This is a genomic window from Halomonas sp. B23F22_10, from assembly GCF_043496975.1.
Lineage (GTDB): Bacteria > Pseudomonadota > Gammaproteobacteria > Pseudomonadales > Halomonadaceae > Halomonas > Halomonas smyrnensis.
Genome location: NZ_JBIEKF010000003.1, coordinates 442,685 through 458,035 on the forward strand (window position 1 = coordinate 442,685; position 15,351 = coordinate 458,035).

The window sequence follows — 15,351 nt, forward strand, 5'->3', positions numbered from 1 at the left end:
TCAACCAGGGCACGCTTATGACTGACGACAAGACAAGGGCGCCGGGCGCCGAGGTCGATCTGGAGGATATGGTCGCCTCCAGCGACTCGGGGGCGCGCAAGCCGGCCGGAACGCCGGGCAAGCTGCTGGTCAGCATTGCCGCGGTCTGGTCGCTGTTCCAGCTGTGGATCGCCTCGCCGATTCCCTTCGTGCTGGGCTTCGGGGTCTTCAACGCCACCGAGGCGCGCTCCATCCACCTGGCCTTCGCACTGTTTCTGGCCTACATGGCCTATCCCGCCCTCAAGCGCTCGCCGCGGGATCGCATCCCGCTGCTGGACTGGGGGCTGGCCTTCGCCGCGGCCTTCTGCGGCGCCTACATGTTCATGTTCTACGAGCAGCTGTCCCAGCGCCCCGGCGCGCCGATCACCCAGGACGTGATCGTCGGCGTGATCGGCATCGTGCTGCTGCTCGAGGCGACGCGCCGCGCCCTGGGGCCGCCGCTGATGATCGTGGCCCTGGTGTTTCTCGTCTACAGCCTGGCCGGCCCCTGGATGCCGGGCATCCTCGCCCACGGCGGGGTCAGCCTCAACGGGCTGGTCAATCACCAGTGGCTGACCACCCAGGGGGTGTTCGGCATCGCGCTGGGCGTGTCGACCAGCTTCGTGTTCCTGTTCGTGCTGTTCGGTGCCCTGCTCGACAAGGCCGGGGCCGGCAACTACTTCATCAAGGTCGCCTTCTCGCTGCTCGGCCACTATCGCGGCGGGCCGGCCAAGGCCGCCGTGGTGGCGTCCGGCATGACCGGCCTGATCTCCGGCTCCTCGATCGCCAACGTGGTGACCACCGGCACCTTCACCGTGCCGATGATGAAGCGCGTCGGCTTCCCCGCCGAGAAGGCCGGGGCGGTGGAGGTGGCGTCCTCGGTCAACGGCCAGATCATGCCGCCGGTGATGGGCGCCGCGGCCTTCCTGATGGTCGAGTACGTCGGCATCTCCTACGTGGACGTGATCAAGCACGCCTTCCTGCCGGCGCTGATCTCCTATATCGCGCTGGTCTACATCGTCCACCTGGAGGCCCTCAAGGCCAACATGCAGGGCCTTCAGAGCAGCAATCCGCCGAAGCCGCTGGTGCGCAAGGCGGTGGGCTTCCTGGCCGGTCTGCTGCTGATGATGATCACCGCACTGGTGGTCTACTACGGCCTGGGCTGGCTCAAGCCGGTGCTCGGCGATGCCACCCCCTGGGTGGTGGCCGTGGCCCTGGCGGCGGTCTACGTGAGCCTGCTCAAGGTGGCCTCGCGCTATCCGGAACTGGAGCTCGACGACCCCGACGAGCCGGTCTACAAGCTGCCCCAGACCCGGCCCACGGTGATGGTCGGCCTGCAGTACATCCTGCCGGTGATCGTGCTGATCTGGTGCCTGATGGTGGAACGCCTGTCACCGGGGCTGTCGGCCTTCTGGGCCACGGTGTTCATGGTCTTCATCATGATCACCCAGCGCCCGATCACGGCCATGTTCCGCCACCGCAGCAATCTGGCGGCGGACGTTCGCGAGGGCTTCCATGACCTCTGGGAAGGCCTGGTCGGCGGTGCCCGCAACATGATCGGCATCGGCATCGCCACCGCCACGGCGGGCATCATCGTCGGCGCGGTGTCCCAGACCGGCGTGGGCCTGGTGCTGGCCGACGTGGTGGAGATCCTCTCCATGGGCAATCTGCTGCTGATCCTGCTGCTCACCGCGGTGCTCAGCCTGATCCTCGGCATGGGCCTGCCCACCACCGCCAACTACATCGTGGTGTCGGCGCTGCTGGCGCCGGTGATCGTGCAGCTCGGCGAGCAGAACGGCCTGCTGGTGCCGCTGATCGCGGTGCACCTGTTCGTGTTCTACTTCGGCATCATGGCCGACGTGACGCCGCCGGTGGGGCTGGCCTCGTTCGCCGCGGCCGCGGTGTCCGGGGGCGACCCGATCCGCACCGGTTTCCAGGCGTTCTACTACAGCCTGCGTACCGCGGCGCTGCCGTTCCTGTTCATCTTCAACACCGACCTGCTGCTGATCGATGTCTCGCTGCTCCAGGGCATCCTGATCTTCGTGGTGGCGACGGTGGCGATGCTGATCTTCGCCGCGGCGACCCAGGGCTTCATGGTTGCCCGCAATCGCTGGTACGAGTCGCTGCTGCTGCTGCTGGTCGCCTTCACGCTGTTCCGCCCGGGCTTCTGGATGGACATGATCCATGATCCCTACCAGGACGTGCCGCCGGCGCAGTTCGTCGAGGCGCTGGGCAACGCGGACCCCGATTCCTCGCTGCGGATCCAGATCAGCGGCCTGGACGCCTACGGCGATCCGATGACCACCTACATGACCCTGCCGGTGCCGGACGGCGAGACCGGCGAGGATCGGCTGTCGAACCTGGGGCTGATGCTCAACGTCGAGGACGATCGTGCCGTGGTCGACATGGTGACCTACGGCAGCGAGGCGGCGAAGCTCGGCTTCGACTTCGACCAGGAGATCATCCAGGTGCAGGCGCCGGTGGATCGCTGGACCAAGGAGTGGATGTGGATTCCCGCCTTCCTGGTGCTGGCCCTGGTGGTGATGCTGCAGCGACGGCGCCGCGATCACGGCGGCAAGCCGGTCTCTGCCTGATGGAGGTGACCCATGTATAGCAAGATCCTGTTGCCGGTGGACCTCAACGAGGAGTCCTCCTGGACCAAGGCGCTGCCGACGGCGCTGGCGCTGTGCAAGAGCTTCGGTGCCTCGCTGCACGTGGTAACGGTGTTGCCGGACTATCGCATGCCGCTGGTGGGGGCCTATTTCCCCGAGAACTTCGCCGCCAAGGCCCATGAGGAGGTGACCAAGGCGCAGCACGAGTTCATTCAGCAGCACGTGCCGGATGATGTTCAGGTTCAGAGCGTGATCGTCGACGGCTCGCCCTGGGAGGCGATCATCAAGGCGGCCAAGAAGCTCGAGGTCGACCTGATCGTGATGGCGTCCCACAACAAGCGCAAGTTCGCCGATTACGTGCTGGGCCCCAACGCCGAGCACGTGGTGCACCACAGCAAGATGTCGGTGATGATCGTGCGCTGACGCCCGCGCCCGGCGCCCGCGACGCCCACGTCCCCGCCCGGGGGCGTGGGCGTCGTCGTTTCACCGCTCGGGTTTTGCCATCCGGCGGCATGATCCGAATCACGGCGGGGGCGCGGGGGAACGGCTAGAGTAACCAGTGACGGGGCGTGATGCCGGGCCTGGAATCGCTGGCGACCGCCCGTCCTGCCCGGCGAGTCCGGGACTTCAGCGTCGGCAAACGGGGGTGTCACCATGTGTGCAGCAGCCACGAAGAGCGGCGGTAAGGAGGGTTCTCGGGTGCGAATCCGCATTCGGTCGGTCGGCATGGACAAGCCGCGAATCTGGCTGGCCGAAGGCGTCGCGGACTTTCGACGCGCCACGGCGGTCAGCCTGGCCTACGGGCTGTTCTGGGTGGGGCTGAGCATCGCCATCACCGCCGGGGCCTTCGTGCTGGGGCTATGGCACTGGCTGCTGCCGCTGATCGCCGGCTTCATGTTCCTTGGCCCGCTGGTGGCGGTGGGCTCCTACGGCATCAGCCGGTCGCTGGAGGCCGGGCGCGAGCCGACCCTCGGCGACGCCTTCGGGGCCTGGACCGGCCATGTCGGATCGCTGGCGATGATGGGCGTGATGATGATGATCTTCTTCCTCGCCTGGATTCGTCTCGCCACCCTGCTGTTCGCGCTGTTCTTCGGCCTCGGCGCGCCCGACCCGGCGACCCTCTATGCGACGCTGCTGACCACCCCGGAGGGGCTCGGCATGCTGGCCGTGGGCACGGCGGTCGGGGCGCTGCTGGCCTTCGGCGCCTTCGCCATCAGCGTGGTGGCGATTCCGACCCTGATGGATCAGGACCTGACCTTCATGGAGGGCATCGAGGCCAGCATCCGTGCGGTGGCCTCCAACCTGCGCCCGATGATGCTGTGGGCCGCCATCATCACCGGCTGCGTGATGGTCGGCGTGGCCACCTTCTACATCGGCCTGGCGCTGATCCTGCCGGTGCTCGGCCATGCCAGCTGGCATGCCTACGAGGACCTGGTACGGATCGAGCTCGTGGAGGGGGACGAGGCGGCCTGACGCCGCGCGTGCCCGGGGCAGGGCGTGCCGGGGCGGGGTGGGTGCCGGCGCCTGACGGCGTGGCGGGATTCGCGTAATCTTGGCGCCGAGACCGTAAAACCGGAGCCCCGACATGCGCCTTCGACGCCTGCTGCCATTGATCCTGGCCCTATCCTGGAGCCTGGTGGCGACCGCCGCCGAATCCCTGCCCGAGCCCGAGGGGGGCGTGATGCTGACCGTCAGCGGTGACATCTCGCGCACCAACGGCGACGGCGAGGCGCGCTTCGACCGGGCCATGCTCGAGGCGCTGCCGTCGCGCACCATCGAGACCCATACTCCCTGGCACGAGGACTCGGCCCGCTACGCGGGGCCGCTGGGCGAGGCGCTTCTCGAGGCGGTGGGGGCCCGGGGCGACGAGGCCCGGGTGATGGCGCTCAACGGCTTCGAGGCTGAGGTGCCGGTCAGCGACTTCAGCCGCTACGGCGTCATCCTGGCGATGACGCGTGACGGCGAACCCATGCCGATCCGCCGCCTGGGCCCGCTGTTCGTGCTCTATCCCTTCGATGAACGCCCCGAACTGCGCAACGAGGAAATCCGCTTTCGCTCGGTCTGGCAGGTGGCGCGCATCGAGATCCACTGACCGACGAGGAGCCGCCCGGTGCGCCATTCTCCGCTGCGCCTGAAGCTCGGCGTCGTCGCGGCCCTGCTGCTGTTCGTCGCCGCCATCCTGATGGTCGGGCTGGTCGCCTGGCGCCAGGACAGCCTGGTGTGGCGGGTCGGCGGCGACACCGTCTGGCACGCCTACAAGCTGGATCGTGACGCCGTCGAGCTGCGCAGCTACCTGGCCCTGAGCGACGCCGATCCCGAGGCGCTCGATGAAGCGCGACTGCGCTTCGAGCTGCTCTACAGCCGGCTGATGCTGCTGCGCGGCGGCAAGATCGCCGCGCTGATCGAGCGCATTCCCGCCTCCGACCGCCTGGTCGACGAGATCGAGCAGCAGCTGCAGGCACTGGATACGCGGCTGCAGGTCCTCGACGCCCTGGGGCCCGTCGCGCGTCAGGACCTGATCGAACACCTGGGCCGTATCAGTCAGCCCGCCGAACGCCTGATCATCACCCTCAACAGCCACCTGGCGAGCGTGTCGACCCACGAGCGCGATCGCCTGCAGTGGCTCTATGGCCTGCTGCTGGCGCTGATCCTGGGCATGAGCGTGGCGGCGATGCTGGTGGTCGCCTTCCTGATCCGCGAGGCCCGCGACAACGCCGCCGCGCGCCGCGCGCTGGAATCGCTCAGCCGCGAGCTGGAGGCCACAGCCCGGCGCGCCGAGTCGGCCAGCCAGGCCAAGTCGGAGTTCCTGGCCACCGTCAGCCACGAGATCCGCACCCCGCTCAACGGCGTGATCGGCATGAGCGACCTGCTGGTGGAGCAGCCGCTGCCCGAGCGTGCCCGCCACTACGCCGATACCATCCACGAGAGCGCCGGTCGCCTGATGGAGCTGATCAACGACATCCTGGACTTCTCCAAGATCGAGGCCGGCCGTCTGGAGCTCGAGCATCGCGCCCTGGCCCTGTCCGAGCTCGTCGAGGGCGCGGTCTCGCTGTTCCGCCCCCACGCCGAGGCTCGGGGCCTGCGGCTCGAGTGTGGCCTCGATACGACGCTGCCGGCCCATGTCATCAGCGATGCCGGACGGCTGCGCCAGGTGCTGCTGAACCTGCTGTCCAACGCCGTGAAGTTCACCGATAGCGGCGCGGTGCGCGTGGAGGCGAAACGTGACGACGAGGGGCGGCTGTGTTTCGCGGTGAGCGATACCGGCTGCGGCATCACGGCCGAACAGCAGGCACGCCTGTTCGAACCCTTTCGCCAGGGCGATCCCGGCACGGCGCGTCGCTTCGGCGGCAGCGGCCTGGGGTTGGCGATCAGCAAGCGGCTGGTCGAGGCGCTCGGCGGCGAGATCGGCATCGACAGCCGGCCGGGCGAGGGCAGCCGCTGCTGGTTCCGGGTGCCGCTGATCGAGGCGGACGCCCCGTCGGACGCGCCGGCGTCCGCGCGGCCCATGGACACCGCCTCGCTGTGCGACGCCCGCCTGCTGGTGGTCGAGGACAACCCGGTCAATCAGCAAGTGGCAATGGCCATGCTCACCAAGCTCGGCTGTCGTGCCAGCCTGGCGAGCTCCGGCGCCGAGGCCCTGGCCAGCATCGACCGGGAGCGCTTCGACCTGGTGTTCATGGACGTGCAGATGCCGGACATGGACGGCCTGGAGGTCACCCGGCGCATCCGCTCCCGCGGCGGCTGGCTGGCCGACATGCCGATCGTGGCGATGACCGCGGGCGGCCCGCTGGGCGATCAGGCGCGCTGCCTGGCGGCGGGCATGAACGGCTATCTGGCCAAGCCGCTGCTGCAGGCCTCGCTGCTCAAGGTGCTGCATCGTCACCTGGCCTGCCGCGATGGCCGGCCGCGGCCGGCCATGCCGGCGCCCGACGCCGCGCCCGCCACGGCGGAGCCGACCCTGGACGACGAAGTGATGGCGGCGCTGCGCGACAGCCTGGACGCCGAGGCCCTGGCGACGCTGGTGGCGCGCTATCGTCAGGACGCCGCGGACCGTCTCGCGGCGCTGGCCGTGGCGTTCGAGGCCGGCGAAGCGGAGCGGGTGCAGCATCTGGCCCATCAGCTCAAGGGCGAGTCCGCCACCCTCGGCGCCGTGCGGGTCGCGGCGCTGGCCGCGCGGCTGGAGCATGCCGCCCGCGACGCCACCCTGGACGGCGAGGACGCCGCCCTGGCCGCGCTGCGCCAGCGGCTGGACGAGGCCCTGGCGGCACTCGACGGCGAGGTCGCGGCGACCTGAGGCCGGCCTCATCGCCACGAGCGGGCCGGGCCTCATGCCATCCGCGCATTGTGGGCCGGGGCGGCGCCCGCCTACACTGCGCCCATCCCGTCCTCGCGAGGCTGCCATGTTCGACGCCCCCGGTTCTTCTTCCCCGACGGCCTCGCCGCGCACGGCCGCCAGCGACAGCCTCGACCCCGAGCGGGCCGCCGCCGAGCTGGCCGAGGCGCTGGCCGGCCCCGGGCTCGGCTTCGTGCTGTTCTTCTGCAGCGCCGACTACCCCCTGGCGGCGCTCGGCGAGGCGCTGGAGCGAGCCTTCGCCCCCGTGCCCCTGGCCGGCTGCACCACCGCCGGCGAGATCACCCCGGCGGGCTACGGTCGGGGCTGCATCGTGGCCATCGGCTTCGATCGCGACGACTTCGCCATCGGCTGTGCGCGGGTCGCCGATCTCGATGCCTTCGCGCTGCCCCAGGCGCAGCGGCTGGTCGACGGCCTGCTCGCCGACTGCCGGCGCCGGGCGCCCGACGCCGAGGCGCGCCCCTTCGTGTTGACCCTGCTCGACGGCCTCTCCAGTAGCGAGGAGCAGGTGCTCTCGACCCTCGAGGCCGCGCTCGGCGGCATTCCCAACTTCGGCGGCTCGGCCGGCGACGACAACCGCCTGAGCCACACCTACGTCTACGCCGAGGGCGGCTTCCACGACGCCTCGGCGGTGGTGGTCATGATCGCCAGCCGCCGGCCCTTCGAGGTCTTCACCACCCATCATCTGCGCCCTCGCCGGGAGAAGCTGGTGGTCACCGCGGTGGACCGCGAGCGGCGTCGGGTGCTGGAGCTCAACGCCGCGCCCGCCGCCGAGGAATACGCGCGCCTGGTGGGGCGGCCGGTGGCGGCGCTGGACGCCGGCGTGTTCGCCCGCCACCCGTTGGCGGTGCGCATCGGCGAGGACCACTACGTGCGCTCGATCCAGCGGGTCGACGATGACGGCGGGCTGCGCTTCTACTGTGCGGTGGAGAACGGCATCGTGCTCACCGCCATGCAGCCGGCGCCGATGCTCGAGGAGCTGGCCGGGGTGCTGGACGGCCTGGGGCGTCGCCTCGGCCCACCGGCACTGATCCTCGGCTGCGACTGCTTCCTGCGGCGCCTGGAGCTGGAGGCCCTGGGCCGGGTCGAGGACGCCTCGCGGCTGCTGGCCGAGGCCCGGGTGGTGGGTTTCAACACCTACGGCGAGCAGCACCAGGGGCGGCACATCAACCAGACCTTCACAGGGGTGGCGATTGGATCTCGGGGCTGAGCGGCCAGACATCGAGCCCGACACCGAGCGCGAGCGGGCGCTGGTGGAGGAGAACGCGCGGCTGCGGCGCATCTGCGGTGCGCTGATCGAGCGGGTGGAATCCGCCGGCATGGCCGACGGCGCGCCCTACGGCGCCTTCGAGCGCGCCGTGCTGCTCGCCGAGCAGGTGCGCGAGCGCACCGACAGCCTGCATCGCACCCTCGAGGCGCTGGAGGAGGCCCGGGCCGAGGCCGAGGCGGCCAACCGCTCCAAGACCCGCTTCCTGGCCGCCGTGAGCCACGACCTGCTGCAGCCGCTCAACGCCGCACGGCTGTTCGCCAGCGCCCTGGAGGACCAGGCGCTGCCCGAGGCGGCGGCGCGTCAGGTCGGCCATATCGGCCGCTCGCTCAGGGACGTGGAGTCGCTGCTCGGCACCCTGGTGGACATCTCGAGGCTGGACGCGGGCGTGCTGACCCCGGACATCGCGGCCTTCCCGGTGGCCGAGCTGCTCGACGTGATCGCCGAGGAATTCCGCCAGCTGGCCGGCGCCCGCGGGCTCGAGTTCCGCTACGTGCCGAGCGAGGCGGTGGTCAGCTCCGATCTGGCGCTGCTGGCCCGGGTGGTGCGCAACTTCCTGACCAACGCGGTGCGTTACACCGAGCGCGGCCGGCTGCTGCTGGGCTGCCGGCGCCGCCCCGATGGGCTCGAGATCCTGGTCGGCGATACCGGGCCCGGCATCGATGAGGCCCAGCAGCAGGCGATCTTCCTCGAGTTCCGTCGCGCCGTGACCGAGCCGGCCGAGGGCGATCGCGGCCTGGGGCTGGGGCTCGCCATCGTCGATCGCATCGCCACCATGCTCGACCATCCGCTGCACCTGGCCTCGCGGCCGGGGCGCGGGGCGCTGTTCTCGATCCGGGTGCCCTACGGCCGGCGCATCGAGACGCCGCCGGCGGAGGCGCCGCAGGGCATGCATGATCTGTCCGGGGCGCGAATCTGGGTGCTCGATGACGACCCGGCGATCCTCGAGGGCATGGCGGCGCTGCTGGAGGGTTGGGGCTGCCGGGTGCGCTGCGCGGCCACGCCGGCGGCGCTGGAGGCGGTGAGCCGCCGCGAGCGTGCCGATCTGCTGCTGGTCGACTATCACCTGGCGCCGGGCGGCCCCGACGGGCTCAGCGTGGCGGACCGGCTGCGCCGGAGGCATCCCAGGCTCGGTGTGGTGGTGATCACCGCCAGCCATGACGGCGAGCTCAAGCAGCGGGCGAGGGAGCGCGGCTACGACTGCCTGCTCAAGCCGGTGAAGCCGCTGCGGCTGAGGCTGTTGATCGCGAATCGGCTGGAGGCGGGCAGCGCCTAGGCGTTCCAGACATCGCCTAGTCGTGGTGCCGGGCCGCGGGCGACAGGCGCGCCAGCCGGGCGGCCAGCTCGCCCTGGTCGGCGGCCAGGATGGCCTGCACCCGGCTGCCGACGTTGAGCTTGCGCAGGATCGCCGAGACGTGGGTCTTGACCGTGGTCTCGGCGATGTCGAGGTCACGGGCGATCACCTTGTTGGCGTCGCCCCGGGCGAGGCGGGCGAGCACCTCGAGCTGCTTGTCGGTGAGGCTGTCCAGCGGCGAGGGCGCATTCGGGGCGGCGGGCGTGGCGAAGGCGTCGTGATCGTCCGCGGTCGGGGCCGGCGGTCGGCGCATGATGTCCGGCGGCAGGTAGATCTGGCCGCTCAGCACCTGACGCAGGGCCTCGAGCATCGCGCGCCGCGGCGTCGACTTGGGAATGTAGCCCACCGCGCCCAGGGCGATGGACTCGAGGATCAGGTTGCGTTCGCGCTCGGCGGAGACCACCACCACCGGCAGCGCCGGGCAGGCCTCGCGCAGCCGTTCCAGGCCGGCCAGCCCCGCGGCGTCGGGCAGGCCCAGATCGAGCAGCAGCAGGTCGATGTCCTCCTCTTCCTCGGCGATGCCCTTGAGGGCGTCGTCGAGGCTGCCGGCCTCGAGCAGCCGGCAGCTGGGCAGGCCGGCGCGGATCGCCGCGCCGATCGCCTCGCGAAACAGCGGGTGGTCGTCGGCCACCATCAGGGTATTCATTCGGGACTCCTTGGATCGCTCGGCCGCCTGCCTGTCGTGCCTCCGGGTCTCCTACCGAAGGAGGAGGCGCTCTCCTGCCATCGCAGTATGTCTCAGACGCCGGGGCTGGCCAAGACTGGGAGGGTACTCACATAATCACAACCGCTGGAGACACGCCATGATCTTCGCCAACCCCGGCAGCCCCGAGTCCGTGGTCAGCTTCGATGCGCGCTACGGCAACTATATCGGCGGCGAGTTCGTCCCGCCGGTCAAGGGCCAGTACTTCGACAACGTCAGCCCGGTCAACGGCAAGCCGTTCTGCGAGATTCCCCGCTCCACCGCCGAGGACATCGACAAGGCGCTGGACGCCGCCCACGCCGCCGCCCCGGCCTGGGGCAAGACCTCGGCCGCCGAGCGCGGCAATATCCTGCTCAAGATCGCCGATCGCATCGAGCAGAACCTGGAAGCGCTGGCCGTGGCCGAGACCTGGGACAACGGCAAGGCGGTGCGCGAGACGCTCAATGCGGACCTGCCGCTGGCGGTGGACCACTTCCGCTATTTCGCCGGCTGCATCCGCGCCCAGGAAGGCACCGCGGCGGACATCGACGCCAACACGGTGGCCTATCACTTCCACGAGCCGCTCGGTGTGGTGGGCCAGATCATCCCCTGGAACTTCCCCATCCTGATGGCGGTGTGGAAGCTGGCGCCGGCGCTGGCCGCGGGCAACTGCGTGGTGCTCAAGCCCGCCGAGCAGACCCCGGCCTCGATCCTCAAGCTGATGGAGCTGGTCGGTGACCTGCTGCCGCCGGGCGTGGTCAACGTGGTCAACGGCTACGGCGCCGAGGCCGGCCAGGCGCTGGCCACCAGCACCCGGATCGCCAAGATCGCCTTCACCGGCTCGACCCCGGTGGGCTCGCACATCCTCAAGTGCGCCGCCGAGAACATCATCCCCTCCACCGTGGAGCTGGGCGGCAAGTCGCCGAACATCTACTTCGCCGACATCATGAACGCCGAGCCCGAGTTCATCGACAAGGCCGCCGAGGGCCTGGTGCTGGCGTTCTTCAACCAGGGCGAGGTGTGCACCTGCCCGTCGCGGGCGCTGATCCAGGAGTCGATGTACGACGCCTTCATGGCCAAGGTGATGGAGAAGGTCGCGACCATCACCCGCGGCAACCCGCTGGATACCGACGTCAAGGTCGGCGCCCAGGCCTCCCAGGAGCAGTTCGACAAGATCATGTCCTACATGGACGTCGCCCGCGAGGAGGGTGCCGAGTTCCTGACCGGCGGCGACAAGGAGCGCTTCGATCCGGCCTATGACAGCGGCTATTACATCCAGCCGACCCTGCTCAAGGGCCACAACAAGATGCGCGTCTTCCAGGAGGAGATCTTCGGCCCGGTGGTCGCGGTGACCACCTTCAAGGACGAGGAGGAGGCGCTGGCCATCGCCAACGACACCGAGTTCGGCCTCGGCGCCGGGGTCTGGAGTCGCGACATGAACGTGGCCTTCCGCATGGGCCGCGGCATCCAGGCCGGCCGGGTGTGGACCAACTGCTACCACCAGTATCCGGCCCACGCCGCCTTCGGCGGCTACAAGAAGTCCGGCGTCGGCCGCGAGACCCACAAGGTCGCCCTCGAGCACTATCAGCAGACCAAGAACCTGCTGGTCAGCTACGACATCAATCCGCTGGGTTTCTTCTAGGCCCCCGGCGGCCGATCGCCGCGCCCGCGACATGGCGCCGTGATGACGGCAGGTCCCGCCCCGGGCGCAGCCCCGGGGCACTCCCCCCTGACGCAGTCCGCCGCCCGATGGCGGCGGGCATCCCCCGTCCAGCAGGACAACGATAGACCGTGAACGCCGCCGTGGGGCGGGTCGTCAGCGGACCCCGAACGAGGCGGGGCGCGACTCGGGTCGCGCCCCGCTTTTTTTGGCCCCGTGCTGGCTCGGGCGAGGGCTTTTCGGCCTCGGGGCAGCGGCGTCAGGGAGACGCGGCCGCCTGCCAGGCCTGGGTGCCCCACAGCGGCACGCTGCTCAGGGCGTGCTTGAAGCTGCCGCTGCTCTCCTTGGTGGTGTAGGCCAGGTACAGCAGCGACTGGCTCTCGGCATCAAAGATGCGGCGCAGCTTCAGGCTCTTGAACAGCACGCTCTGGGAGCGGCGGTAGAGCAGCTCGCCGGACGGCGAGGTATCGATGTCGGTGAGCATGTCCGCGGTGATCGGTCCGGTCTGGCGGCAGGCCAGGCTGGTGTCGGACGGATCGGCCAGGTCCAGGTCGGCGTCGATGTTGCTGAGATGGCAGGTCACGCCGGGAATCTTGGGATCGACGAGGCTCTCGATCTTGATGTCCTTGGTGGTGAACAGGCCCAGCGAGACGTCGCCGACCTCGTTGTCGTTGCCGCAGCCGGCGAGCCCCGCCAGGAGCAGGCCGATCAGGGGGGTACGCAGTGTCAACACGTCGGTCTCCCGTCAGGTCTGGTCGCCGAACTGGCTCAGGTCCAGGGGGTGGCTGTGGCCGAGCCACATGGCGCCCTGGGTGTGATCGAAGAGATCGTCGTCGGTGCCGAGGTGGACCAGCACGTCCAGCGAGCCGCGGTTCAGCGCCAGCCAGGGGATGAAGGCACCGAAGGTCTCGGGGGCGAAGGAGAGCTGGCAGCTCCACAGCGGATGGGGCCCCACCGGCCGCTCGTGGAAGCGCCCGACGCGGATCTCGAAGCGCGCGGCGGCGACCTCGGCGATGCGGCGCGCCTCGGCCAGGCCGGCGGCGTCGCGGTAGTAGAGGTGGGCGTGGTAGTAGCGGATGCGGGTCGGGTCGGTGAGGGGCGGGGTGTCGCTCATGACGGTCTCCTGGCTGGGCACCGTCAGGGTAACCGTTGCGGGATGGCAGCGCGAGGCGGCTCTACCTGACGTAGGGCCGGGTCGGGCGCGGGCGTCATCGACCGCGCTCCTGTGGGTGGGCCACACACGACGACGGCGACCCGAGGGTCGCCGTCGTCAGGGCACGGAGCGTCAGGCTCAGGCCGGATTGAGATCCTGGGGCGGCTCGCCCACGGAGCCCGGCATCGCCTGGACGTTGGCGTTTTCCTGACCGGCGCGGGCCAGGAAGTAGATGTGGCTCTCGTACTCGGTGACCACGTTGTGGATCACCTGGGCGCGGCTGTAGCCGTTGAGATCCTGCTCCAGACCGCCCTCGTTGAGGTAGACGTCGAAGCGCACGTAGTAGTCGTCGTCCACCGGCAGGAAGCTCGGGGTGCGCAGGCGGTGGGCCCGCACCTGGTAGACGAAGCTGGCGGCGTCGTCGAAGTCCACCTGCAGGGTCAGCTGACGCAACGGTTCGCCCTCGACCTCTTCCTCGGTCACCGTGGCCGGCTGGCCGCGACGCTCGAGCTCCTCGGCGAACTGGTTCAGCGCCGGCCGGATGGCGTGCTCGAGGGTGGCGGCGGCACCGGCGCGGTTGGAGGTGTCCAGCGCCCGGTCGAGGCGCTCGCGCCAGTCGCCCTGGATGCCGGTGCCGCCGAGCTGGCGACGGGTGTCGGCCTTGGTGCACTCCAGCTTCAGGGCGCGGCTCATGCCGGCCATGATGGCGAAGATCACCAGCGAGAAGGGCAGGGCGGTGATCACCACCGCGCTCTGCAGCGCCGAGAGGCCGCCGGCCATCAGCAGGGCCACGGTCACCAGGCCGATGGTGGCCGACCAGAACACGCGCAGGCGGATCGGGGCGTCGTGGTTCACGTCCGACAGGATGGAGGTGAAGTTCGCCAGCACCAGCGCGCCGGAGTCGGCGGAGGTGACGAAGAACACGATGCCGAGGATGGTCACCACCGAGGCGGTGATGCCGATGTAGGGATACTGCTCGAGGAAGGTGTAGATGGTGGTCTGAGGCGCGTTCAGCGCCTGCTCGCCCAGTTCGACGAGGCCCTGGTTGGCGACCATCTCGATGCCGCTGTTACCGAAGATCGACATCCAGGCCATCATGAAGCCGAGCGGCAGCAGCAGGGCGCCCAGCACGAACTCGCGGATGGTGCGGCCGCGCGAGATGCGGGCCAGGAACAGGCCGACGAAGGGCGTCCAGGCGATCCACCAGCCCCAGAAGAAGATGGTCCACCAGCCCTTCCACTGTTGGGCATCCTCGCCGGCGAAGGCGTAGGTGTCGAAGCTCTTGCCGACAAAGCCGCTCAGGTAGTCGCCGGCGTTGAGCACCATGGCGTCGAGCAGGTGCAGGGTGTTGCCGGCGAACAGCACGAACAGCAGCAGCGCCACGGCCAGCGCCATGTTGAATTCGGACAGCCGGCGGATGCCCTTCTCGACCCCGGTGATCACCGAGATGGTGGCCAGGATCATCACCAGTACGATCAGCACCACTTGAGTCGTCAGGCTCTCGGGCACGCCGAACATGAAGGTCAGGCCGTAGTTCAGCTGCATCACGCCGATGCCGAGGCTGGTGGCGATGCCGAACACGGTAGAGATCACCGCGGTGATGTCCACGGCGTTGCCAATCGGGCCGTTGATGCGCTTGCCGAGCAGCGGGTAGAGGGCGCTGCGGATGGCCAGCGGCAGGCGATGACGATAGCTGAAGTACGCCAGCGCCATGCCCATCAGCACGTACATGCCCCAGCCGGACAGGCCCCAGTGGAGGAAGGTCTGAGGCACGGCGGCGCGCATGGCCGCGGCGCTCTCCGGCGCCATGTCCGGCGGCGCCAGGTAGTGCGACAGCGGCTCGGCCACGCAGAAGAACAGCAGGTCGATGCCGATGCCCGCGGCGAACAGCATCGAGGCCCAGGACAGCAACGAGAACTCGGGCCGGGCGTGGTCCGGGCCGAGTCGGATGTTGCCGACGCGGGAGCAGCCGATGGCGATCACAAACACCAGGTAGACCACGGCGGCCAGCAGGTAGTACCAGCCGAAGGTGTCGCTCACCCAGGCCAGGGCGGCGTCGAAAAAGGCGCCGGCCTCCTCGGTGAACGTCATGGTCAGCACCAGGAAGATCAGGATGCCTGCCACGCTGCCGTGAAAGACGGTGCGATTGATGCGATCTCGTCGCTCGGGATGGGCGGTGTTATCCGACATTCGCAAATGACTCCTGTCGCAGGGCGACTTCTTTTTTTGAATGAACGTTCAAATAAAATACGCA

The 15,351-nt window shown here is 69.5% G+C and carries 12 protein-coding genes; 8 read left to right on the top strand and 4 right to left on the bottom strand.

Translation table 11 applies throughout. From position 1 onward, the window contains the following. Positions 1–17: 17 nt before the first annotated feature. The 7 genes from ACGTNF_RS09195 to ACGTNF_RS09225 all read left to right on the top strand — a co-directional run bounded on the left by ACGTNF_RS09195 (position 18) and on the right by ACGTNF_RS09225 (position 9,524). A complete protein-coding gene (locus ACGTNF_RS09195; protein WP_394601442.1) occupies positions 18–2,612 on the top strand; it encodes a TRAP transporter permease in 2,595 nt (864 codons plus the stop codon). Positions 2,613–2,624: 12 nt separating this feature from the next. Beyond that, positions 2,625–3,053, top strand: a complete 429-nt coding sequence (locus ACGTNF_RS09200) for a universal stress protein (RefSeq protein WP_394601443.1) — start codon at positions 2,625–2,627, stop codon at positions 3,051–3,053. A gap of 231 nt (positions 3,054–3,284) precedes the next feature. Beyond that, positions 3,285–4,103: a DUF2189 domain-containing protein gene (locus ACGTNF_RS09205; protein ID WP_152478174.1), complete on the top strand. Its 819-nt coding sequence runs from the start codon at positions 3,285–3,287 to the stop codon at positions 4,101–4,103. 112 nt (positions 4,104–4,215) lie between these two features. Beyond that, the gene (locus tag ACGTNF_RS09210; protein ID WP_394601444.1) at positions 4,216–4,722 is read left to right on the top strand and encodes a putative pterin-binding protein; all 507 of its coding nucleotides are present in this window, start codon (positions 4,216–4,218) and stop codon (positions 4,720–4,722) included. Between the two features lie 18 nt (positions 4,723–4,740). Beyond that, a complete protein-coding gene (locus ACGTNF_RS09215; protein ID WP_394601445.1) occupies positions 4,741–6,924 on the top strand; it encodes an ATP-binding protein in 2,184 nt (727 codons plus the stop codon). Positions 6,925–7,030: 106 nt separating this feature from the next. Further along, positions 7,031–8,191, top strand: a complete 1,161-nt coding sequence (gene nosP, locus ACGTNF_RS09220) for a nitric oxide-sensing protein NosP (protein ID WP_394601446.1) — start codon at positions 7,031–7,033, stop codon at positions 8,189–8,191. Then, entirely contained in the window at positions 8,175–9,524 is a 1,350-nt protein-coding gene (locus ACGTNF_RS09225; RefSeq protein ID WP_394601447.1) for a hybrid sensor histidine kinase/response regulator, read from the top strand. The genes nosP and ACGTNF_RS09225 overlap by 17 nt, the downstream gene beginning before the upstream one ends. 16 nt (positions 9,525–9,540) lie before the next feature. Here ACGTNF_RS09225 and ACGTNF_RS09230 read toward each other — a convergent pair whose 3' ends face one another. Then, positions 9,541–10,248: a LuxR C-terminal-related transcriptional regulator gene (locus ACGTNF_RS09230; protein WP_394601448.1), complete on the bottom strand. Its 708-nt coding sequence runs from the start codon at positions 10,246–10,248 to the stop codon at positions 9,541–9,543. Positions 10,249–10,405: 157 nt separating this feature from the next. On the opposite strand from ACGTNF_RS09230, the gene exaC reads away from it, so the two are divergent. Beyond that, complete coding sequence (gene exaC, locus ACGTNF_RS09235) at positions 10,406–11,926, top strand: acetaldehyde dehydrogenase ExaC (protein WP_152478180.1); 1,521 nt, start codon at positions 10,406–10,408, stop codon at positions 11,924–11,926. Between the two features lie 277 nt (positions 11,927–12,203). On the opposite strand, the gene ACGTNF_RS09240 is transcribed toward exaC, so the two are convergent. The 3 genes from ACGTNF_RS09240 to betT all read right to left on the bottom strand — a co-directional run bounded on the left by ACGTNF_RS09240 (position 12,204) and on the right by betT (position 15,287). Beyond that, complete coding sequence (locus tag ACGTNF_RS09240) at positions 12,204–12,677, bottom strand: CreA family protein (protein ID WP_394601449.1); 474 nt, start codon at positions 12,675–12,677, stop codon at positions 12,204–12,206. A gap of 12 nt (positions 12,678–12,689) precedes the next feature. Further along, positions 12,690–13,058: a DOPA 4,5-dioxygenase family protein gene (locus ACGTNF_RS09245; protein WP_394601450.1), complete on the bottom strand. Its 369-nt coding sequence runs from the start codon at positions 13,056–13,058 to the stop codon at positions 12,690–12,692. Positions 13,059–13,235: 177 nt separating this feature from the next. Then, the gene (gene betT / locus ACGTNF_RS09250) at positions 13,236–15,287 is read right to left on the bottom strand and encodes a choline BCCT transporter BetT (protein WP_394601451.1); all 2,052 of its coding nucleotides are present in this window, start codon (positions 15,285–15,287) and stop codon (positions 13,236–13,238) included. Positions 15,288–15,351: the final 64 nt, after the last annotated feature.

Bases quoted from the DNA above. Each gene is read 5' to 3' on its own strand.
- ACGTNF_RS09195 (WP_394601442.1), top strand. From the start codon at position 18: ATGACTGACGACAAGACAAGGGCGCCGGGCGCCGAGGTCGATCTGGAG.
- ACGTNF_RS09200 (WP_394601443.1), top strand. From the start codon at position 2,625: ATGTATAGCAAGATCCTGTTGCCGGTGGACCTCAACGAGGAGTCCTCC.
- ACGTNF_RS09205 (WP_152478174.1), top strand. From the start codon at position 3,285: ATGTGTGCAGCAGCCACGAAGAGCGGCGGTAAGGAGGGTTCTCGGGTG.
- ACGTNF_RS09210 (WP_394601444.1), top strand. From the start codon at position 4,216: ATGCGCCTTCGACGCCTGCTGCCATTGATCCTGGCCCTATCCTGGAGC.
- nosP (WP_394601446.1), top strand. From the start codon at position 7,031: ATGTTCGACGCCCCCGGTTCTTCTTCCCCGACGGCCTCGCCGCGCACG.
- ACGTNF_RS09230 (WP_394601448.1), bottom strand. From the start codon at position 10,248: ATGAATACCCTGATGGTGGCCGACGACCACCCGCTGTTTCGCGAGGCG.
- exaC (WP_152478180.1), top strand. From the start codon at position 10,406: ATGATCTTCGCCAACCCCGGCAGCCCCGAGTCCGTGGTCAGCTTCGAT.
- ACGTNF_RS09245 (WP_394601450.1), bottom strand. From the start codon at position 13,058: ATGAGCGACACCCCGCCCCTCACCGACCCGACCCGCATCCGCTACTAC.
- betT (WP_394601451.1), bottom strand. From the start codon at position 15,287: ATGTCGGATAACACCGCCCATCCCGAGCGACGAGATCGCATCAATCGC.